Source organism: Virgibacillus ndiopensis, from assembly GCF_900187325.1.
Classification (GTDB): domain Bacteria; phylum Bacillota; class Bacilli; order Bacillales; family Amphibacillaceae; genus Virgibacillus_E; species Virgibacillus_E ndiopensis.
Window position 1 is genome coordinate 869,993 of sequence record NZ_FZMZ01000004.1, and the last position, 21,608, is coordinate 891,600.

The following is a 21,608-nucleotide window of genomic DNA, read 5'->3' on the forward strand; positions in this document are numbered from 1 at the left end:
ACTGACCTCCTAAGTTAATTGCTTTATTTAATTATACATTTCCTCATTCCGTACTCCTATTTATTGCTTCATGCATAGATACCTTTTTTAATGATCGTTTATTTAATAAAATTGTAACATAGTAAGCAGCAAGTATAACGACAAAGCTGATCGCAATATTAATCCAATCGATTTTAACTGGAATGGTTATGTTCATTTCAGCTGTTATTGAATTAAGAAATGCTGAGATGGATACTAATGTGACTGGAATAGCAATTAGAAATCCTAGTATAACAAACCAAATATTATACCCAATCATCAGCTTCTGAATAGTACGTTCATTATAGCCTAATACTTTCATAAGAGAAATTTTATACGAGTTCTCCTCAATCAGTAATGAGATTAATATATACATGATAATAACAGCAATGACTGCTGCAACCAATGCTATTGCAATGATGCCATAATTTAATGGTTGAATGATTTGTTCAAAACCCGTAACCATATTATTTGTCAATGATTTTGATGCAAGTTCCCCTTTTGGTATGGAGAGCTCTTTATCTGAATACAATGACATATAGCTGTCCTTAGGATATTCATTTAATTGGTTAAATTGCTTTAACGGTATATAAATCATATCTCCAAGGTAAGAATCTGCAATATAATCAATAGTTAAAGAGAACGTTTTGTTCGACAATTGACTTGTTACTTCTATTGTTTCTCCTTGTTTAATATCTAGTTTGTCTGCAAGCGATTTATTTATAATAACTGAATCAAATTTTAATCGATTACCATCCATGTCCGTTAACTGAATCGCAGAATTACCTGGTTTTAAACCTGTCACTACAAGAGACTGATCACCATCCTTTGTTTCTATTGCAGCAGGTACTGACGATGCAACTTGACCAGATTGTGGCGGTTCTGTTTGCAGTTGATTAAAGACATATTCATATTCATAATGATAAACTTCTTTAAAATTGTCACTAATTAAATAGGTCATCGAATCCTTTGTAATAAATCCCATCAATAACAAAAGGGTTGCAAACATAACACCTAATGATAAAAATCCTATTCGTGGTAGATTACGCAAAATATCGCGAAAAATAAATTTTTTCGTAAATTTTAAGTTCCGTAATTTAACGATACGTTCAAACACGTTTACCTTGGTTTTCACCTTTCCGCCTTTCATCAAAATCACTGGTGGGATATTCAGTACACGTCGTACTAAAATATATGTTAATGGTACAAAGAAAACCAATGGTAACAATAAACTTATTAATAAATATCCCAAATGTGGATCCGTTGTTAAAACTGGTAAATTATAATAGGCGGCAAAAACGGAGATTAATGGATGCATAAGCAACCAACCAAGTAAAGTACCTACAATGCTCCCTGATATAGCCAACATGGAAGCATAGGTAAGATAGTGGTGAATAATTTCACGTTTGTTATATCCGAGTGCATATAAAGTACCAATTTGAACGTATTCCTTCTTCATTAAACGCCACAATAAAATCAATATAATAACTAACGTAATCAACAATATGGCAATTGGTAGTGATTCGCCCATTTTTTTAACCGCTGCAATATCACCTTTAATAAAGGTGATCCGATTATTATCTTGTTTATCAACCCATTGCAAGACATGGTTATTTTCATTAAGGATTTTTTTAAATTGTTCCTTATTATCTTGATTAAACTGAACACTGAAATAGCTATGCGTATTTGCCCAATTGTCTAAAACATCCTCTTTAACTATCGCAACTCCAAATGCGTCTGGATTTTTAAGAAAACCTGATGTGGACTTTAATGGATAAATATAATCAGGAATAGCCATGGTTCCTTTAATAATAAAATTTTCCCCTGCTAATTCAAGGTGATCACCAATTGATAGATCATGTACTTTTGCATATCCCTGATCAACTAAAATATCTTGATCTGATTGTAATTTGGTACCATCAATTACCGAATACGTATTGATAGTTTGTGTCTCGTTCAATAGTCTAAGAACCGTATCTTCCTTCATGGATACATCAACGGAAAGTCTTTCTTCCAATTGAAGGTTAAGCTGTTCTTCCATTTGATCTGGTTTAGTTAAAGACTTCTGAACAATAAAGTTAGCATCTTCAACGTTATTTGTCTGGTAAAATGAATCTAAGTTATCGACCAGATTAGCTCCAGCAGCAGTAAAAGCGTAAAATAATGTTGAACTAATCACGATAAGAATCCAGGCAGCCAGATATTGTGCCTTTTTCTCTTTAATTGTACGAAATAACTTTTTCCATAAAGTCACTACCATTCAATCCTTTCTGGTTCAACTGGCCGCTCATTTAAGTTGTTAGATTCAATTTTCCCATCTTTAAGTGTGATCACTCGATCGGCCATTGCACTAATTGCCTGATTATGTGTGATGATAAGCACTGTCGTATTATATTTTTCATTGATTTGTTGAATCAATTTCAATATTTCCTTTGATATTTTGGAATCTAGAGCCCCCGTAGGCTCATCACATAAAAGTAATTCCGGTTTTCTAACTACTGCACGGGCAATCGAAACCCGCTGTTGTTGCCCTCCACTTAATTCACGTGGAAAACGATCGGCCATTCCTATTAAACCAACAGCATCTATTAATTCATCAATAGAGAGTGGTGATTTACTAATGTTCGCTGCTAATTCAATATTTTCGTAGACAGTTAGATTTGGGATAAGGTTATACATTTGAAAAACAAAACCAACCTTTTCCCGTCTATAATGAACCAACTGATTATCGTTTAATGACACAATATCTTTTTCATCAACATGGATTGTGCCAGAATCAACCCGATCTATTCCACCTATGGCATTAATCAATGTCGACTTACCAGAACCAGATGGACCTAAAATAACGACAATTTCCCCTCTATCGATATCCACTTTAATATCAGTCAATGCTTGAAACTTAGACAACCCACTTTGATACGTTTTATTAACCCCTTCTATTTCCAATAATTTCTCCATTTATTTTCCTCCGTTCAGTCTTTCAATTTACCAGCAAATATAAATCGAATTTGCTGATTTAATTGTTGTAAAAATTGTTCTTTCGTCATCGAATCATCATAAATGTAAATAAAAGTCTGCATCATAACTACCCCATAGACAGTATTTGTTGCTTCCTCACTATTTACCGGGATAAGAAAACAATTGGCATTTTCTTCGATAATTTGTTTAACCCACTGCATCGCTTCTTCATCCAAACCGAATAAGCCTCGACGTAGATGTATACTCTCCTCAACTTCTTCTGTCATTGCATGCATAATTTCCCGCCAAAAAGATTTTGAATAAAGATCAAAAAACGCTGTCAACTCTGTCATTAATTGTGTGATCGATTCAACCAAATCCCCACTATAATCATTAATTAACGAATCATTATCCTTCTCTAATTGGGCTACTTCTTCTGCAAATATAGAAAGGAGTAGTGATCCTTTAGATGGGAAATAATTATAGATGGTTCCAGTACCAACTTTGGCGTCCTTCGCAATCATTGTCATAGAAGTATTTTGAAATCCTTTTTCTGTAAATATCCTTTTAGCAGATTGAATGATATTTATTTGATTTTGTTTCTTCTTTTCTTCGCGTAATCCTGACATGGTCTGTTAACTCCTTTTAAAAACAAAAATGAATCAATTCATTTATGAACACATTCATATTTTAAGGTATATAAAGTTAATTGTCAAACATCGCTTAATAAAAAGGGCATTTTTCGTAAATTTTGTAGCTTCAGTAAAATGCACGTAAGTTATCTTTTGTAGCTGTTATTCCCACAGCCAGTATACACTACGATTTCCGGAGCAGCTGCTATCCTTGCTCTACTGCTGATGTTCCTGCTCTACTGCCGATATTCCTGCTCTACTGCCGATATTCACGTTCTCCTGCCGATGTTCACGCTCTACTGCCGATATCCTCGTTCTCCTGCCGATATCCTTGCTCTACTGCCGATATTCTTGCTCTACTGCCGATATCCTTGCTCTACTGCCGATATTAACGCTCTACTGCCGATGTTCACGCTCTACTGCCGATGTTCACGCTCTACTGCCGATGTTCACGCTCTACTGCCGATATTCACGCTCTACTGCCGATATTCACGCTCTACTGCCGATGTTCACGCTCTACTGCCGATGTTCCTGCTCTACTGCCGATATCCTTGCTCTTCTGCCGATATTCACGTTCTACTGCCGATATCCTCGTTCTCCTGCCGATATTCACGCTCTACTGCCGATATCTCGTTCTCCTGCCGATATCCTCGTTCTCCTGCCGATATTCACGCTCTACTGCCGATATCCTTGCTCTACTGCCGATATCCTTGCTCTACTGCCGATATTCTTGCTCTACTGCCGATATTCACGCTCTACTGCCGATATTCACGCTCTACTGCCGATATTCACGCTCTACTGCCGATATTCACGCTCTACTGCCGATATTCACGCTCTACTGCCGATATCCTTGCTCTCCTATCGATATCCTTGCTCTACTGCCGATATTCACGCTTTCCTGCTAAGTATCATCTCCCCAGGATGTTTCTATTTTTCTGTCTCCTCGGCTTATGTCGCAGTTTACGTATTTTGCGTAATACCAACAATCTTTTAGAAATAGCTTAAAAAATAATTGCATAAGGTATATTTGTGCGACACTCTTGTTTTTATGGGTCTTCGGAATATATAGTGGAAAACCCAGTTTAATAGTTTAACAACAATTTAATCATAAATCGGATTATTTAGTGGAATATCATTATCCTTTATTGGTATAATTAACCTATCAAATGATAGGAGTGATGGTAATGAGAGAGTTTAAGTTTCGTGCTTGGATAAATTTGTACTCACATTGGCATATGACAAACGAAGTACAATATGTGGATGATAAGACACTTGAATGCAATTTAAAAATTATTGGTAATATCTATCAAAATCCAGAGTTGGTTCAGGTGTAATATGAACGACTTATTATTCCTCCCAGATCTTACAGCAATCGAACCACCACAAGAGAATGAAACCGATATGATGTTTAAAGTGGAAGCAATCTATCCTCCAGAACGTTGTCCAGAATGTGGTTTTGACAAGTTATATAAGCACAGCTCACGAAAACAATTGATTATGGATTTGCCCATTCGTTTAAAGCGAGTTGGCTTACAATTGAACCGTAGACGTTATAAGTGTCGTGAGTGTGACTCGACCTTTTGGGAACGTCTTATATCCATTGACGAAAAGCGTAGTATGACCAGAAGGCTGTTAGAATCCATTGAAGAGCAATCAATGTCTAAGACCTTTGTAGAAGTCGCAGAAAGCGTTGGTGTTGACGAGAAGACCGTTAGGAACGTCTTTAAGGACTATGCGGCATTTAAAGAAAGAGAATACCAATTTGAGACTCCTAAATGGCTTGGGATAGATGAAATACACATCATTCGTAAACCTCGTCTGGTACTTACCAACGTTGAACGGAGAACTATCTATGACATCAAAAAGGATCGTAACAAGGATACAGTCATTAAACGCCTTTTAGAGATTGAAGATAGGTCTTATATCGAATACGTCACAATGGATATGTGGAAACCTTACAAAGATGCAGTGAATATCGTCCTTCCACACGCTAAAGTGGTGGTAGATAAGTTTCATGTAGTCCGTATGGCAAATCAAGCCTTGGATAGTGTTAGGAAATCTTTAAGAACTAATATGACACCAAAAGGAAGAAGAACACTTATGCGTGATAGGTTTATACTTCTCAAACGCAGGCACGATCTAATCGACCGTGAATTGCTACTTTTAGAAACTTGGCTTGGAAATATTCCTGATTTGAAGGAAGCTTATGAACTCAAAGAAGAATTCTATAAGATATGGGATACGCCAAGTTCACAAGAAGGAGAAAAACGATATATAAATTGGCGTCAGCGTTGTGTATCCAGTAATGTTAAAGATGCTTATAAAGACCTTGTTAGAGCCGTAGACAATTGGAATGAAGAAATATTCAATCACTTTGATAAAAGACTTACTAACGCATATACAGAGTCTATAAATAGCATTATACGTCATGTTGAACGACTGGGAAAAGGATATTCTTTCGATTCTTTAAGGGCAAAAATTTTATTCAACGAAAAGCTTCATAAAAAGCGGAAACCTCGTTTTAATAAAAATGCTTTTTACGATGCTTTACCAAATATGTTTGACCACGTTACAGATCACAACGTTTCAGATAACTTTGGTATCGACTTCACCACATTTATTAAGGAGTTGGAAAAGGGAGAGCTATAAGTTCCGTTCCACCATAAATCCGAAAATCCAAGAAAAAAGCACCCTATATAAATTTCAGGGTGCTAGAAATATTATGTTACTGAACATTATTTATTAATAATTTGTACTTGCTCATGTTTATGGACATAATCTTCTGGTAAAGGAAGTTGACCATTCTCGTCCATTTTGTACTCTTTACCTTGAATTATAAATATAGTATTTTCATCATGTCCAAACTTTCTCCAATCCTTCTCTATCATTCCTCTACTCTCAAGATCAACTTCATGAATAACACCAGAAGGATCAATCCTATATCTTGTCGGTTTATTATTTATAGTGAAAGGCTCTTCGGTATTGATTCCCAATCTATTAAATCCTTCTAGTACTTCACTAGCTTCTCTTGCAGTATACATAATATTAATTCTTCCAGTCTCTGCAAACGTCTGTAAATGAGTTAAAAATTGCCTGTTTTTCTCTAGATGGACACGTTTCTCATCACTAATTTGATTATCGTAATGCAGTGTTTGAACGTAACTTGAATTTGAATCACTATTAAATTGATAGTTTATCAATCCATAATCTGTATCCACACTGTATACTTTGTTTTCTTCAATAGTTAAATTGTAATTTCTGTCAACCTGTAACCGTGGTGAAATAGATTTATCATTGTATTTCACTTTATTAGTTTTGGGATTATATATTTCTACATTCTTATTAGAATGAACACCATCAGTTCTCTCTACTGATTGTGAAACTGTGTTACGGAAATTTTGTTGTTGGACATTACTTTTATCAAAATAATTATTTAGTAATCTTTGAATACTAGAGACCATAAGTAAGTAATATCCCTCCTTAAAAAGATATTATTTTTAATATCGGAAAAAATCCCATTAATTTAATAGATATAATGTACTATTTTTTATTTATTTTTTATTCAAATTTTCAATTTATATTTAGATTCGCAGTAATTATACATTGCATTAGGTATTGCAACAGAACGCTTTTGAACTAAAACTTTACTATAACTATATGGGTAGATGAATAGAAAAGTAAATTAAATGCTTTTTTTATAGTTTTTTAACTTCTAAAGTATATTGGATATTTTTTTCATAATTCATCTATAACGAAAGAGCATCTTTATGGAATTTAGTTAACTTTGGTATTCGTTTTTCCATATTTCTAAAGAAATTGAAGAAGGGTGAATTATAAACCCTTTTCCACTATAAAATCCGAATACCCGTTTTTATTCATCAAAAAAGACAGGATCTGAGTTGTAGTTTGATCCTGTCTTTTTCCTTAGTATTTTAAGATATTGCCATGCTCCCTTTTTTGCATAGCTGCTTTCTTTTTGTTCATTAAGTTGAATAACAATTTTAATAAAGGTGGCACCGCAAAGTAGATAAAGAAGGTGCGAAACAACTGATAACCTGACACGATGGATAAGTCTGCATGAATTTCATGCGCAATAATCCCCATCTGATCCATACCACCAGGTGCCATACTCAACAGCGCTGTAGCATTTGATATTGGATAAATTGTATTAAGAATCATGCTTAATACAATAGCACCTAACACAAGCAAAATACCACTTGCAATCGCTAAACTAAAAGTTCTTAATTTCTTGGATATCTGATCTGTTTTGAGCATTAACCCTACATGAGTACCAATCATCAGTTGTGCCATATCAATTAAAGTTAACGGAAGATGTGGTCCTTCTAAACCACCTAGTTGAAGCATCGTTGTACCGAGAATTGGTCCCAATAAATAAGCAGTAGGAAATTTTATTTTAGTACCACCGAGTGCGAATAGGATACACACAAATGCAAAAATAAGAATGTCAGGAAATAAACTAGCCCAACTAGCTGAAGCGGAAGTTGAACTTGCAACTTTTACTGAACCTTCTGCACCACTTTGACCAAACATAGGAATCGTAACAAGTAACGGCATAACAATAATAATGATCATCAGCCGGGTAACCTGTGTAACGGTAACCGTGGCCAAATTAACTCCTTTTGTTTCTTCCGCCAGTACAATCACCTGTGTTAATCCCCCGGGAATACTACCTAATAACGACGTAGCATAATCATTGCCGGATAGCTTTGATACAACACAGGCAATACCCGAGCATAATAATACTAGCAATAAAGTCATGAGTAGCATGGAAGGTAATTGAAGCGCCATTTGATGCAAAGCATTAGACGTCATCGATAAACCAATCGTATATCCAACAACAATCATACCTGTATTTCGAATGAGGCTTGGCCAAACATAATCAAGCTTCATAGCGTTTGTTCCAAATAACACAGCTATCATTGGCCCAAGTAACCATGGGACCGGGATATGAATTAGTGTAAATACAACGCCTCCGATAATGGCAGTAATTAGTGTTGTGATAATTGGTTTAGCGTTATTTAGAGCACTATGTTTCATATAGTAAACCAGCTTTCAATTTGTTTCTCTTCATTCAAAGAATAATAACAATAATGGTTGTAATTTACAAACTTTTGAATTTCATTTGATAGAAAATAAGAAACACCAATTACTCGATTCAACCGCAGATATCAGAAATCTATTTTACTATTAGATATACTAATCTCTTAATAGTCACGGTTCACAATATAATTCAACAAATGCTTTAAAAAGTTAATATTCCGTGGTACCTTTTGCAACGATTCGGTAGCAAGACAATAATGTTCCCACATCGCTTTTCTAGCACCATCAGAACCTAGGATTGATACAAATGTCGAATTGTTGTTTTCAGCATCTTTGCTAGTGAATTTCCCTAATAAATTCAAGTCTCCTTCGACATCAAGTAAGTCATCCTTAATCTGAAATGCAATGCCAGCATGATAAGCGAATTTTTTCAAGGCTGCAATTTCAGATTGCTCCACTTGTGCGATAATTGCCGGCATGATGAGGGAAGCTTCAAATGCTATACCAGTTTTATAAAAGGACATCCTATTCAATTGTTCCAATGTTAATTGTTTCCCTTTAGAATTTAAGTCCATTACCTGACCTTTACACATATCAGCGGTCATTTGGGATGAATATTGAATTAAATCAATCACAGCCTTCGAATCAAACTGGTTAAGAGATGCTTGTTCCTGGGTAGCCTTTTGGGTCAGAAAGAGACCGGTTAATTCTGCTACGGCAATGTTGTACACCTGATGTAGTGTTGGTCTCCCCCTACGAATAGATGCATTATCCTGGGAAGGCAGATCATCAAAGATTAGAGATGCCGTATGCATGTATTCCAGAGATCTTAGAAGGGGTACAATTGCTGAACTTTCTAATCTATATTCATTAACGCCCATTATCCAGGTCATGATTGGCCTCAAACGCTTTCCATTACCTTTTAAACTGTAATTTGCAGCATCTATTATTGGCTCTTTTATCAAAGGATCATTTTCTTCTTTAGGTATAGGTAAGATGTTATTAATTTCATTACGTACGGTCTCAATAGTATCTAAAAACTCTTCCCGTTCCTTCCGCTCATTTTTCAGTATTGTAAGGATATGATCTCGAAGCAGTTTATCGAAAAAATCAACATCATCCGCTTTTCGAACCATGCTTTGAATGACTGTATTGAACGTCGGATTCCCTGAAGCAAATAGTTCCATAACTTCATTGTATTTCTCGGTTCCCATGCGTTCTTTAAATCGTTTCAGACCATTTATCACTCGGTCCAAAATCACCTCACAGGTCTTAGGATCTGAATCGTAAACGTTATGGATCAAATTAGAGATAACCGTCCAGTATAATTCAAAGGGATTTATAAGATCTGGACGTTCATCATGATACTTCATATAATACGTATACGGTGTTACTGAACCATCCTTGAGATCATCAAACATATCCGCAAAATCATCAGCCAATTGGTTGTAAATACCATAATAGAAGGTCCGACTGTCAATATCCTCATCTTTAGGAGCACTAATTACTGAACGGGCAATCAATCGTGAAGAAGCCGATTTCAAGATAACTGGTATATAAAGCTCTTCATTGGTGTAATGTGCATTAGATAAATCCTTTAAACGGTCAACTTCCTGGGAATTAAAAAATACATAAGCATGCTCGAAAAAATCTTTTCTTGTTTCTGGTCGTTGATGGGCTTTAATATACTTAAATGCATCTTGGAGTTCCGAATGAATATATTGAATCAGATCTTTTCTTTCTCCATCCCATTCACCCATTTCTGGAATCGCCCCTGTGATAAGGGTAGTACGTATCAAATTGGAATATTGCTTTTTTTCCTTAGCAGATAGGACTCCAGAATCCAGAAGATCATCAATGAAGGGATATGTCAGACCATAGCAATAACCTAGCCTAATGGCCTTATCAAGTTTCTGAGTACGTTCCTCAAGAGACACCTCAGCCCCCATCTCCTCGATCTCTTGCATTACCACTCCAGCAATAAGTTTAATAAGTTTTCGCTGAGCTTGATCAGCATCCATCTCCTTTGGGATATTAGAGGATACAGTCTTTAGTTTGTTTACCACCCAAATCATGGCAGATTCAACGCCTTCCTTTTGGGCAATGCGGTACAAACTAGCCATACTAAACGAGTCCGTTTTATCTTTCCGGTCTAATTCAGTGGATTGAATCAGATAATTCTTTAAACTACCAACTATACTACTTATCCTGGTCTGTGTATCAGGAGAATTCAATGCTCTTCCCAGATCTCGCATGAAAACATAGGAGATACTTCGATCCAAATAATCATCGAGTTTCCTTGTATAATTCAACCACCGAATATAGTTATAATACCCTTGAACATTGGATTTTCTCTTCCAAAATGATAAAAAGGATAATAATGAATGATGGCGAATATGGTTATGTTTCCACGATTTTATATCATCAGTTAGGATTGGAACAAATGTCTTTTCCAGGACTTGCTTATAAAGTGATTTAAAATAACGCGCAGCTTTCTGCTCAGCCTCCCGATAGATACTATCGGCATTCTTTCTTAATTTTTCATGCATACTAATACCTCTACTTAATCCATATTAAAATTCTGATATTGATTTCTTTTATAACAAAGTAATTTATATATAATCTAAAAGTAACATTTTTATAACTATTAATCATTTTTTGTACCTTCTGCAGGGATTGTCGTGTTTCTCCATCATGTACAATGTATCCAAGGTTTACGAGTTTATTCCGATATCTTTTATATCTTTCACCTCTTTTTTTTACTAAAGTGTTAGCGGCTGGTGATATATCCAGAGTGTTTAGAACTCAGCATCGATACTCAATTTAAATGGATCCCCCTCTATTGAAAGGATAATCGTGCATCTTGAAAGCATCAGCAACCGGAATAGTTGATTCATCCAAACAACTTGACACCAGTAAAAAATACTAATTTCAATCGTTATTTATTGACAAAAAAATTATTTTATGCTATAATTTACAGTTATTATTTTGACATGTATAATAAGATTCTCCTGGCCGGGGGAATCTTATTTTTTTATACAAGGAGGATAATTGTATGAAGCATAGTGAATCCAGTATAACTTCCTTAGTATCAGCTTTTGGTCGAGCGTATCATAGTCTATATGACACACCAAAAATTTTCGATGATTTTATTGCAAAAGACCTAATTTCCAAAAAAGAGTATTCAGACATCAGTGATAATATGATTCAAGGTATACAGTTTTTCAACAAAGATATTGCTCAGAGGTTTCAAGATAATCCAGATGAAATATTAAAATGGATTACACAAGTCCAGCTTTCTCCAACGCCCTTAGCACGTGCTGCGTATTGCGAAAAGACATTGCTTCATGAAGTTAAGTTAGGATTAAAACAGTATGTCATACTTGGAGCTGGGTTAGATACTTTTTGTTTCCGTCATCCAGAATTGCAAAACAGCTTAGACATCATTGAAATTGATCATCCCGCTACACAGGAATTCAAAAAGAAAAGGTTGGATAATGCCAATTTTAAGCTCCCTAGTAATCTACATTTTGTTTCTATGGACTTCACCAATACGTTCTCTTACCCAAATTTAATAGATGAGGGATTTGATAATAATAAAAAGACTTTCATTAGCCTTTTGGGGGTTTCTTATTATTTAACAAAAGAGGAAAATGCAAGTTTGATTAGCAATTTATTTGCTAAAGTCCCATCAGGAAGTTCCATAGTTTTTGATTATGCAGACGAAAAACTCTTTGAAGAAAAAGGAAAGTCTAATAGAGTTGAAAATATGGTTAAAATGGCTGCAGCAAGTGGTGAGCCAATGAAGTCTTGTTACACTTATAACGAAATTGAGAATGTGTTAGAACAAGCAGGTTTACTAATTAATGAGCATTTATCACCAGCTACGATAAATGACCACTTCTTTAATAATCGGAAGGATTATTTATCTGCATTCGAAACGATTCATTATATCCATGCTGTAAAAAGATAATATTTAAACTACGTTGCCGCTCAATGTTTAGAATGATTGAGCGGTTTTTTTATTAATTAATTAGTATAAATCTGCTAATCAAAACAGATCACATGACGCTTTAAGCGAAAAAGCTTTATAAAGGTGGAGAAATTAGAAGTAATACGAAATGATGCAGGAAAATCTTCCTATCTGTTTGAATTTAGTAGATAGGAGGCTATGATGAAAAATATCAGGAGATATAATATAGAGTCGCAGTGTTTAATTGAAATAGTTGATAAAAGGCATTTGGTTCACTTGGTATAACTTTAACCACATGGAACTGGGAAATAACAATAGTATCATCTAAAGAAGAATATTAAGGCATAGCAATAGAGAGAAGTAAAGATGAAATTATTACATGGACTACTCTATTAGAACAGAGTTTTTAAAGGAAAATTGACTCGAGATCCAATTTTTAAATCTAGCATATAATTTAGTGAGACATCTCAATGAGGTGTTTTTGTTAATATTGAAAAGTATACTCTTCTCCTAAGATTGTTGCCGTTTCCATAATATCTTTCACAAATAGAATATTGTAATAGGAGGTGTAAACTATGTCTTGTAGTGGTCACGAATCCTGTTGCAAAGAAAAGTGTAGATGTTGTTGTGAATTCAAAATTACAATTTACGATTCCTGCGACAAAAAACGGAAACCTAAAAAGAAGAAGAAAAGAAAATGTCATCACTAAGAAAATTGGACAAGGTGCCTAAATTGGTACCTTGTTTTTTTATATAAAAAAATAATTATCATGGCAGACAATAAGTTCGTGCGAAGGAAATTTGCAGTATTTACACAAAGAGGACATGAAGAGATACATTCAAGAATCGATGGTCTATTGATAAAAACAAAACCGCATGGAATGCAATAGTTTGTTCTAAAGCACTAAAAGAATTGAAAGAAGTCCAATGTGAAGCAAAGAAGGCGACAGCTGTACTAAAAAATTGGAAGAATATGAAAGTAGTAGTATTTGTAGAAGGTCTAAAAATGAAAATAGATCCTGATGTAATCAAAAGGTTACATCAAGACGGTTTAAAACTTCCTGGGACTTACTTTGATGAGGCGCGCACAATGTATCCTAGGTATGGTAGTTCCAATAGAAAAAGTAGCTATACGAGACAAGGCAGCACGAGGAGGCTCTCCAGCCCCCAGAAAACGGAGTGTGTACGAGCTGCGGGGAGATAGCAGTAAAAAATGCGAAATTAACACAACACTTACACCGCATTTTATATCAACTATTAGATAAAATTCAGCATTTTAAAAATCAACAATCGTCTAAGAAAAACAACTTAGGATTAAATCTACGTTCAGACCCTATGGTGAAGTAAAGAAAATTGTTTAGCTAGAAAGGATGGTGTATAAGGCATGTCGTTTTGAAGCCAAGCCACGATCGTACCTATCAAAGCTGCAGAATCATACCATATCAAAACGTCCTTTTTAATACCGGCTTTTATAATGTTGGATTCACTCCCCTTATTTTCTAAAGCTGAAACGATTTTATCAGTCAACAACATTAACAAACGGTCTCTAAAAATTGGTACTCGCCTAGATGAAAGAATAGTTTTATAAAAATTTGCGTTTTCTGCAATATATTTAAGGACATTTTCCATACTCCTCCAATTCGTCTCTTCATCAGATCTCTGACTTTCGGTTGATTGGTCCAAAACGATAGAAATGTCCTCAATCATATTATCCGCCATCTTTTCTAGCATATCTGGTATATCTCGATAATGCAGATAAAAGGTAACACGATTGATAGTTGCGCGTTCTGCGAGACGATTTACAGATATTTTCTCAACGTCCCTTTCCTGAAGCAACTCAACAAAGGCATCTCTAATTAATTGACGTGTGCGGAGTATACGAGGATCAGTATCCTGCTTTTTATTATTCATCGTATCAATTTCCTTTCCTTATACAAACTAAGCTACAATTTCATTATTTACGTCGTTTATCTTTAAAATAAGCTACAAAATATACCTTTGTGTAAACTAATAAACACTTTATTAAAATTTGTAGCTTGTAAGCAGAATTTATTGCGCTTATAATGTAATTTATGCTTTGTTGATTATACGACACATTGTAAATTTAGTCTATAAGAGATGCGAAAGGATGAAGTTGGGTGAGTAAAAGTACAACAATAGACATTAGTACAATAAGAAAAGGACCAGTCCTGAGCATTATGATTTTTGGTGCTTTTCTTGCCACGTTTAACCAAACGATCATGACCGTCGCTCTTCCAACATTAATGGAGAATTTTAATATTTTAGCTTCAACAGCTCAGTGGCTGACAACTGGTTATATGTTGGTAAATGGTGTTTTGATTCCAATTACAGGGTTTTTAATGAAGCGATTTACCACTCGGCAGCTATTTCAAAGTTCGATGTTTATTTTTCTTGCCGGATCGATTGTATCTGCCATTGCAATCAACTTTCCTATCCTGTTGACTGGGCGTCTAATTCAAGCAGCTGGGGCTGGGATAATTATGCCGCTGCTTATGAATGTTGTTTTATCGCTATTCCCTCCACATAAGAGAGGATCGGCTATGGGCTTTGTTGGACTTGCGATTATTTTTGCCCCGGCAATCGGGCCTACTCTTGCCGGTTACATTCTTGAGACGTTTCCCTGGCAAGCATTGTTTTACGGTATGATTCCATTTACGGTTATTATAATAATTTGCGGGTTTATTTATTTGAAAAATGTATCCGAAACGATTCAATCTAAGGCTGACTTTATCAGTCTAGTTCTATCAACCTTTGGGTTCGGGACTCTACTGTATGGCTTCAGTCAAGCTGGTACCCTGGGTTGGACAAATACAGAGGTGGTAGTTTCTCTTAGTGTCGGTGTTCTTGCCCTTATCCTATTTGCATGGCGGCAGTTGACTTCCCATAATCCATTCCTTGATCTCAGAGCCTTTAAATATAACATGTTTTCCTTAACAACCATTATAAATATAGGTGTAACCATTATGATGTATGCAGATATGATCCTACTACCTTTATACCTACAGAATGCTCGGGGCTTCACCGCTTTAGAATCTGGTATAATGATGCTACCTGGTGCACTTCTAATGGGCTTATTAAGTCCTGGCGTTGGTAAACTATTTGATCGGTTTGGGGCAAAATGGCTTGCAATCATCGGCATAGCCATTATTCTTGTTACAACCTTAAGCTATACAAATTTGACAGACTCAACTACTTATTTGTTTCTCATACTGATGTATACGGGACGACGTATTGGGATGGCGATGTTCCTAATGCCGATACAAACAGCGGGTTTAAATCAATTACCGCCTAGTCTTAACGCTCATGGAACTGCTATTTCCAACACCGTTAGACAAGTGGCTGGCGCCATAGGTACTTCTTTACTTGTAACTATAATGACGAACAGTACTAAGTCTCATCTCCAGGATTTAACAGGCAGAGCAAATGGTGAAACAAAAGAACATATGGTTATGGAAGCTTCAATCCAGGGGATAAATGACGCATATTTTGTTATTCTTCTATTCGGTGTAATCAGTTTACTGCTTGCTTTCTTTATCAAGCGTGTTGAACAAGCACCAGAAGAAAAGCCAAACGTAGCAGTGAAAAGTCAATTAACCAAAGAAGCATAAAAAAATGAATCTAGCGATCTTGCTATAAATTCACCACATTTGTAAAGGGGAATGTCTTTCCCTTTACATCAACGTCGTTTACACATTGATTTTTACTAAATCAGCCGAAATATCAAAGAACAGGAAAAGGCAACACCATAGGGGGTTGCCTTGTTTTTGTTAGGTTTTAATAATAAATATGTTACCACTTGGAAGAACCTTCTAGGCTTCCCCACTGTTTATCTCAGTTTTCTACTATTCTCCAATTGCCTTACTCACCGATTCAATAGCGTGAATGATTGTAGTATTAAACAGTGGCACAACTGAATCCTCTGGTTTTACCAATAATCCAATTTCTGTACAACCCAATATTATTCCCTGTGCTCCCTTATTAACTAAACGTTCCATAACTCTTTTATAATATTCTTTTGATACTTGTTTTATTTTACCTAAGCATAGTTCCTCATAAATTACTGTATTTATCCGTTCAATATCCTTTTTATCTGGAGTTATTACCTTTATACCATTTGCTTCAATTCTTGATTTATAAAAATCTTGCTCCATTGTATATTTGGTCCCCAGTAATCCAACTGTATCTAACCTGAATTTCTGTATTTCTTTCGCTGTTGCATCAGCAATATGCAATATAGGTATACTTATTTTTTCTTCGATTTCATTTATGACCTTATGCATCGTGTTGGTACAAATAACAATAAAGTCCGCTCCTGCTTTTTCCAGAGAAAGTGCTGCATCCCCTAAACGTTGACCAGCACTTTCCCAATCACCTTGAGCTTGATAACTTTCGATTTCTTCAAAGTCAACGCTATATAGAATACACTTTGCTGAATGAAGTCCACCTAACTTATCCTTTACTTCTTCGTTTATCAAGCGATAATATTCAGTTGATGATTCCCAACTCATGCCACCAATCAGGCCAATCGTTTTCATTTTATCCCCCTCCCATATAAAAAAGTCCAAACTCATTACGTTTTAAATCCAGACATTGTTTTCAGCAGTTAAATCGGAATTCATTTCACTAATAACTTTAGGTGACCAGTGATCACTGAAAGCAGTCCATCTCTCTATAAGATCTGTATCAGGAGGAATATAGCCCAATAGTCTTCCCATCTTAACAATTTGTCCTTTGTGGTGAAACTCATGTGTTATGGTGTGAGTAAACAACCACAACGTTGTATATTCGATAGGTTTCTCCTGCCAAGATACAGTTCTGGAAATCGTAAGGTCCCACCTTCCTTCATATTCCTGAAGAAACGCTTCAACAAGTCTATCCGTTTCTTTAAAAACATGACGTAAATCAGCCACACTATTAATTGAATCCGGCTTTACTGGATTGATCCCTTTTTTCATCGCAATATTTCCGAGCCAGTGTTGATAACATTCCGCAACATGGACATGAATATCTCGAATCGAATCTCCTCCAAAACTATCAATGTCCTTAGTATAATCTTCTAAAGTCATAACCTCACAGAATTGAAAGAGCAACTCCCTTGTTTGCCTAATCCAATCATATTGTCGAGCTAATACATCCATTCTACTCACACTCCTCATTTTATCGTCTTTGTTTGATTGCTTATCCAAGCCTCTTTATTAAGTATGTAATGATAATGCATTTGATTATCAATTTCTATATCTCCACTAAAACGAAAACCACATTTTTGTATAACCTTATTTGAGCTGACGTTGTGATGTAATACAACGGTATTAAATAAGTCAATATTTGTATTCTCAAACAAATACTTTATCAATCCTTTTACTGCTTTTGTTGTGTATCCTCGATTTCTGTAATGCTTTGAAATGGCATAAGCAATTTCTCGATTTGGTGCTTGCAGCTCTTCTTTAATACCTGTATTACAGAAACCAATAAATTTGCCAGTTTCCTTTAATACAATCCCCAACTTCAATTAATTCTGACCACTGACATTAGGCACTGCTCTTAAAAACCCTTTATTTGATGGTACTTCATAATTTATTACCCAGTTTAATCGTTGTTCTCTTGTTGACCACCAATCTGGCAAAAATTCATAAACTTCAGGTTGCGAGGTAAGTTCATAAATAGCATCAACATCTTCAATTCTAAACTCTCTTAATAAAATTTCCCCACAGTCTATTGTAAATAAATTGTTCTTATCCATCCCTTGCCCTCTCCCTTTGCAGACACACATTCTGTACTGAGTTATGTATAATTCAATATTAACATAATACTCCAACAATCAATTGTATAAGTTTGAATTTTGAGACACAAAGAAAAGAAGGATCGACAAAATGGTAATCTTCTTGTTTAATCCTAACTACCCATTTATTAAGTAGCTACAAAATAGCATAGTCTCATTATTTCCTTTGTTATCTGTTTTTTATAAAGCTAAAAAAACATCTGCAACTTTTAGATTTAAGGTTTTATTAAGAAATGCCTAATACGAATTTAAGGCTTGTTGCTTATGATAGTTTCATGATTCTGACAGGGAATTTGATCCTGTTTTAAAGAAATAATTAAATCATAAAGGAGCAGTAATATGTTGCGAAAAGTTACAACTTTATCATTAGTATCCCATTTATGGATTCAATGGATTATGTTAGGAAGTATTTTGTTAGATACGTTCATGGTTTATCCAAATATTTTTCAAAACATCCCAGAATCCTTTGAAGTAAGTTTAGATTTTATGGCAGTGGCAAGCCCACATACTTACTTTCCACCTTTAGGATTGTCTAGTATAGTAACCGGGATATTAGCATCTATTTTAGCATGGAAAGCGAAGCACGCACGTTATTGGAATTTGCTTAGCATGGGTATGATTTTCTTAGAGGGAGTTACTTCGATGATTTTTGAATGGCCCCGTAATGAAATTATGTTTATCGAGGGGAAAGCTGTTCATTCTATTGAATTTTTAAAACAGACAGCCAAAGAGTTTCTTGTCGTTCATGGATTCCGTGTTGCCTTTAACATCATCGGTTCTATTCTCATGTTTATCGGTTTTATAAAGTATTACAAACATTCTTTCGTAAAATAAGGCATCTTTGATCAGATAAAGCCACAAAGTTTTTGGGTGCAGATCTGCTTTATGCAAAAGTTTGTAAAATTGGAGAGCTGATCTAGTAGTTCTCCTTTTTCTTGCACTCGTTTCCTTACAAACAGAACTATTTATTTTTTGATTTCTTCCAATAGACAAAGGTTAAAAATGTGCCCATTTATATCCCCTCTCCTTATTTTACTTCGCATATGTGGACCTGGTCATAAAAAAGTAGTTCTGACCATATATAAATTACACTAGATTAAGAGGGGGAAATAAGCTATTGGAGAAATTTTTCGATGGTACGTTCTTTTTAATTTATCTACAAGCCTACCACTATTAAGTGCAAGTTCATTATTACTACTTCCATTAAGTCGCCCGTTGAATAAGAAACTTAACCTTCAATTAAGGCGTGATAAACTAATAATGCTTTGTTATATTCAACGATTACTATGTTAGGTGTATCATCCTTTTTATATTCCTTGTCATTTGGTGTATAAACTTTAGTTCCTTTTGGAAGTTTTGAAGCATAAAAGTTTTGGTACCACCAAGTAAAAATTAGATTATACGATTACAAGAATTGAGCATGGACGATGGGTCTAGCAAAAAACACTTTATAGGAATATTAAAATTAGAGGGTTGGGGAACTATGGGTTACATTTGAGAGCGTAAAAAGTCTTGGATAAATTGATCATCTCCTTATTGGAAGGTATATCCATTTACACAAAACTTTATTACGCTTTGCTATTGTAGAAATTATTCTCACTATTTGTCTCTCAAATGCTGTTTTAAAGTATTAGAGGTCTTTTCTAATAGGTTTTGATTAATCTGTACGTAATAGATACCATTAATAAATGTTTCTTCTATCCCCTTTTCCATATTGATCACTTGAATAGATTCAGAATTACTATCCTTCATTTGGAATTGATTAAATATGTCTTTTGGTATATTAGTCGTTTCACTTTCTTCTATGAGATTTTTAATTTGAGAAAAGGATAATCTTTCTTCTATTAAGTCTCCCAGTTCATTTAATTGAGTAGAATTAACCTTTATATCATCTTTATTTATTCCTAATCCTGTATATATATCCTCTTCTCGTATTACTGAATAATAATCAATTGAAATATCAAAGAGATTAGATACTGTCTTCAAAACTGGTATATGTGTTGAATTTAAAGCGGATGCATTCATTAACTTATCCTTGCCAATCATTTTTCCTTCCGAATTAAATATTTCAACATAAGCATCCCGAGGAATTGGTACTAATTTCATACTATTATCATTTTTATTATAAGTAAGTAACATAGTAATATTACTACGATGATTACTATTATCAGATGAATTTTCACCAATTATTAAAGCTGAAAAAGAAAAATCATCTTGTTGAGATGCTGCTCGTTGTTTATTTGGATTTTCTTGACTAATTTCATTACCTGAAAATAGGTTCGGTATAAATAAGCCAATTGCTAAGAACATTACCATCACAGTACCTAATATAGGACCTATGTAACGTTTACCAATAGAGAAAATAGTGATATTTTTGTATTGTTTTTTATTATTATTTTCTTGAATTTCTTTTAAGGTTTCTATCCTGTCTTCTTTATTAAAGGTTAAATCTTCCTCTTCCATATAAGAAAATAATTCCTTTTGAAACTTATTGTCCATAAACATTTGCCTCCTCAATTAAAATTTTTAACCTTTGTTTTGCTCTTTTTAGCCTTGTTTTAACTGTATTAATATTCAGTTCTGTTACTTCAGCTATTTCACCAATGGATAAAGACTTATAGTAATACAAAAAGATAACTTCCCGATATTTTTTTGGTAAAGAAAAAATAAAATCTTTCATCTCTTTGTGTTCTAAATCTTTTATCACCTTATCTTCTGTTGAGGGAAACAAGGAGGTGATAGCACTTCCAAATGAACTCTTAGCATGAACTTTTCTATAATGCCAACTTCTTAAATAATCCTTACACTGATTAATTGTTATTCTATATAACCAAGTTTTTACCGTTGAATCAAAACGAAAGTTGTCCATGTTCTCATAACATTTAATAAAGGTATTCTGTACCATATCTTTTGAAGTTTCTTTGTCTTTCACGTAATTAAATGCCAATCTAACCAAATCACTACCATGTTCTATCATTATTTCTTCTAACAATTCCTCTTTTCTACCTTTTTCCATAATTTCACCTCTTTTCCTACCGTAATTGACCTTTAGACGATGACCGAACGAAAATTGTTTCAGAATACTTTAGTAATCATTTTTAATTCTCACTTGTTACGTCTGCCTAAACTGAATACTATATGTAAAGAAAAAAGAAAAAGCATTAAT

16 protein-coding genes and 1 pseudogene are annotated in these 21,608 nt (G+C 34.7%); 5 read left to right on the forward strand and 12 right to left on the reverse strand.

Translation table 11 applies throughout. The features are described 5' to 3' along the window. Positions 1-43: 43 nt before the first annotated feature. The 3 genes from CS937_RS06750 to CS937_RS06760 are packed head-to-tail and all read right to left on the reverse strand — an operon-like array spanning position 44 to position 3,605. On the reverse strand, positions 44-2,272 hold the full coding sequence (locus tag CS937_RS06750; protein WP_176555771.1) for an ABC transporter permease: 2,229 nt from the start codon (positions 2,270-2,272) through the stop codon (positions 44-46). Continuing rightward, positions 2,272-2,976, reverse strand: a complete 705-nt coding sequence (locus CS937_RS06755; RefSeq protein ID WP_099157667.1) for an ABC transporter ATP-binding protein — start codon at positions 2,974-2,976, stop codon at positions 2,272-2,274. Before CS937_RS06755 ends, CS937_RS06750 begins: the two co-directional genes overlap by 1 nt. A 14-nt stretch (positions 2,977-2,990) precedes the next feature. Further along, on the reverse strand, positions 2,991-3,605 hold the full coding sequence (locus tag CS937_RS06760) for a TetR/AcrR family transcriptional regulator (protein WP_099157668.1): 615 nt from the start codon (positions 3,603-3,605) through the stop codon (positions 2,991-2,993). A 1,187-nt stretch (positions 3,606-4,792) separates the two neighbouring features. Between CS937_RS06760 and CS937_RS19405 the strand changes: the two genes are divergently transcribed. After that, a complete protein-coding gene (locus CS937_RS19405) occupies positions 4,793-4,942 on the forward strand; it encodes a hypothetical protein (RefSeq protein WP_017186665.1) in 150 nt (49 codons plus the stop codon). Position 4,943: 1 nt separating this feature from the next. After that, positions 4,944-6,257 carry an ISL3 family transposase gene (locus tag CS937_RS06765; RefSeq protein ID WP_017186666.1) on the forward strand — a complete coding sequence of 438 codons (1,314 nt, stop codon included), beginning with the start codon at positions 4,944-4,946 and terminating at the stop codon, positions 6,255-6,257. Positions 6,258-6,343: 86 nt separating this feature from the next. Here the strand turns inward: CS937_RS06765 and CS937_RS06770 are convergent, their stop codons facing one another. The 3 genes from CS937_RS06770 to CS937_RS06785 all read right to left on the reverse strand — a co-directional run bounded on the left by CS937_RS06770 (position 6,344) and on the right by CS937_RS06785 (position 11,218). Continuing rightward, positions 6,344-7,069, reverse strand: a complete 726-nt coding sequence (locus tag CS937_RS06770) for a hypothetical protein (protein ID WP_099157669.1) — start codon at positions 7,067-7,069, stop codon at positions 6,344-6,346. 463 nt (positions 7,070-7,532) lie between these two features. Continuing rightward, positions 7,533-8,666 (reverse strand): AbrB family transcriptional regulator, encoded by a 1,134-nt coding sequence (locus CS937_RS06780; RefSeq protein WP_099157670.1) that lies wholly within the window; start codon positions 8,664-8,666, stop codon positions 7,533-7,535. A gap of 167 nt (positions 8,667-8,833) precedes the next feature. Further along, a complete protein-coding gene (locus tag CS937_RS06785) occupies positions 8,834-11,218 on the reverse strand; it encodes a polyprenyl synthetase family protein (RefSeq protein WP_099157671.1) in 2,385 nt (794 codons plus the stop codon). Between the two features lie 506 nt (positions 11,219-11,724). Here CS937_RS06785 and CS937_RS06790 point away from each other — a divergent pair. Beyond that, a complete protein-coding gene (locus CS937_RS06790) occupies positions 11,725-12,642 on the forward strand; it encodes a class I SAM-dependent methyltransferase (protein WP_099157672.1) in 918 nt (305 codons plus the stop codon). A 1,326-nt stretch (positions 12,643-13,968) separates the two neighbouring features. Here CS937_RS06790 and CS937_RS06800 read toward each other — a convergent pair. Next, the gene (locus CS937_RS06800; protein ID WP_099157674.1) at positions 13,969-14,553 is read right to left on the reverse strand and encodes a TetR/AcrR family transcriptional regulator; all 585 of its coding nucleotides are present in this window, start codon (positions 14,551-14,553) and stop codon (positions 13,969-13,971) included. Between the two features lie 227 nt (positions 14,554-14,780). Here CS937_RS06800 and CS937_RS06805 point away from each other — a divergent pair, with 227 nt between their 5' ends. Then, entirely contained in the window at positions 14,781-16,271 is a 1,491-nt protein-coding gene (locus CS937_RS06805; protein ID WP_425445451.1) for a DHA2 family efflux MFS transporter permease subunit, read from the forward strand. A gap of 234 nt (positions 16,272-16,505) precedes the next feature. On the opposite strand, the gene CS937_RS06810 is transcribed toward CS937_RS06805, so the two are convergent. The 3 genes and pseudogenes from CS937_RS06810 to CS937_RS06820 form a co-directional block, all read right to left on the reverse strand. Beyond that, positions 16,506-17,198 carry an aspartate/glutamate racemase family protein gene (locus tag CS937_RS06810; RefSeq protein WP_099157675.1) on the reverse strand — a complete coding sequence of 231 codons (693 nt, stop codon included), beginning with the start codon at positions 17,196-17,198 and terminating at the stop codon, positions 16,506-16,508. A gap of 42 nt (positions 17,199-17,240) precedes the next feature. Next, complete coding sequence (locus tag CS937_RS06815) at positions 17,241-17,801, reverse strand: DinB family protein (protein WP_099157676.1); 561 nt, start codon at positions 17,799-17,801, stop codon at positions 17,241-17,243. 14 nt (positions 17,802-17,815) lie between these two features. Beyond that, positions 17,816-18,403, reverse strand: a pseudogene (locus CS937_RS06820) (GNAT family N-acetyltransferase). 378 nt (positions 18,404-18,781) lie between these two features. Here CS937_RS06820 and CS937_RS06825 point away from each other — a divergent pair. Then, the gene (locus tag CS937_RS06825) at positions 18,782-19,276 is read left to right on the forward strand and encodes a hypothetical protein (protein WP_099157677.1); all 495 of its coding nucleotides are present in this window, start codon (positions 18,782-18,784) and stop codon (positions 19,274-19,276) included. A 765-nt stretch (positions 19,277-20,041) separates the two neighbouring features. On the opposite strand, the gene CS937_RS06830 is transcribed toward CS937_RS06825, so the two are convergent. Both CS937_RS06830 and CS937_RS06835 read right to left on the reverse strand, forming a co-directional pair. After that, positions 20,042-20,941, reverse strand: coding sequence for an LCP family glycopolymer transferase (locus CS937_RS06830; protein WP_176555772.1), 900 nt, complete (start codon positions 20,939-20,941; stop codon positions 20,042-20,044). Then, positions 20,931-21,458 carry a sigma-70 family RNA polymerase sigma factor gene (locus CS937_RS06835; RefSeq protein WP_099157679.1) on the reverse strand — a complete coding sequence of 176 codons (528 nt, stop codon included), beginning with the start codon at positions 21,456-21,458 and terminating at the stop codon, positions 20,931-20,933. Before CS937_RS06835 ends, CS937_RS06830 begins: the two co-directional genes overlap by 11 nt. Positions 21,459-21,608: the final 150 nt, after the last annotated feature.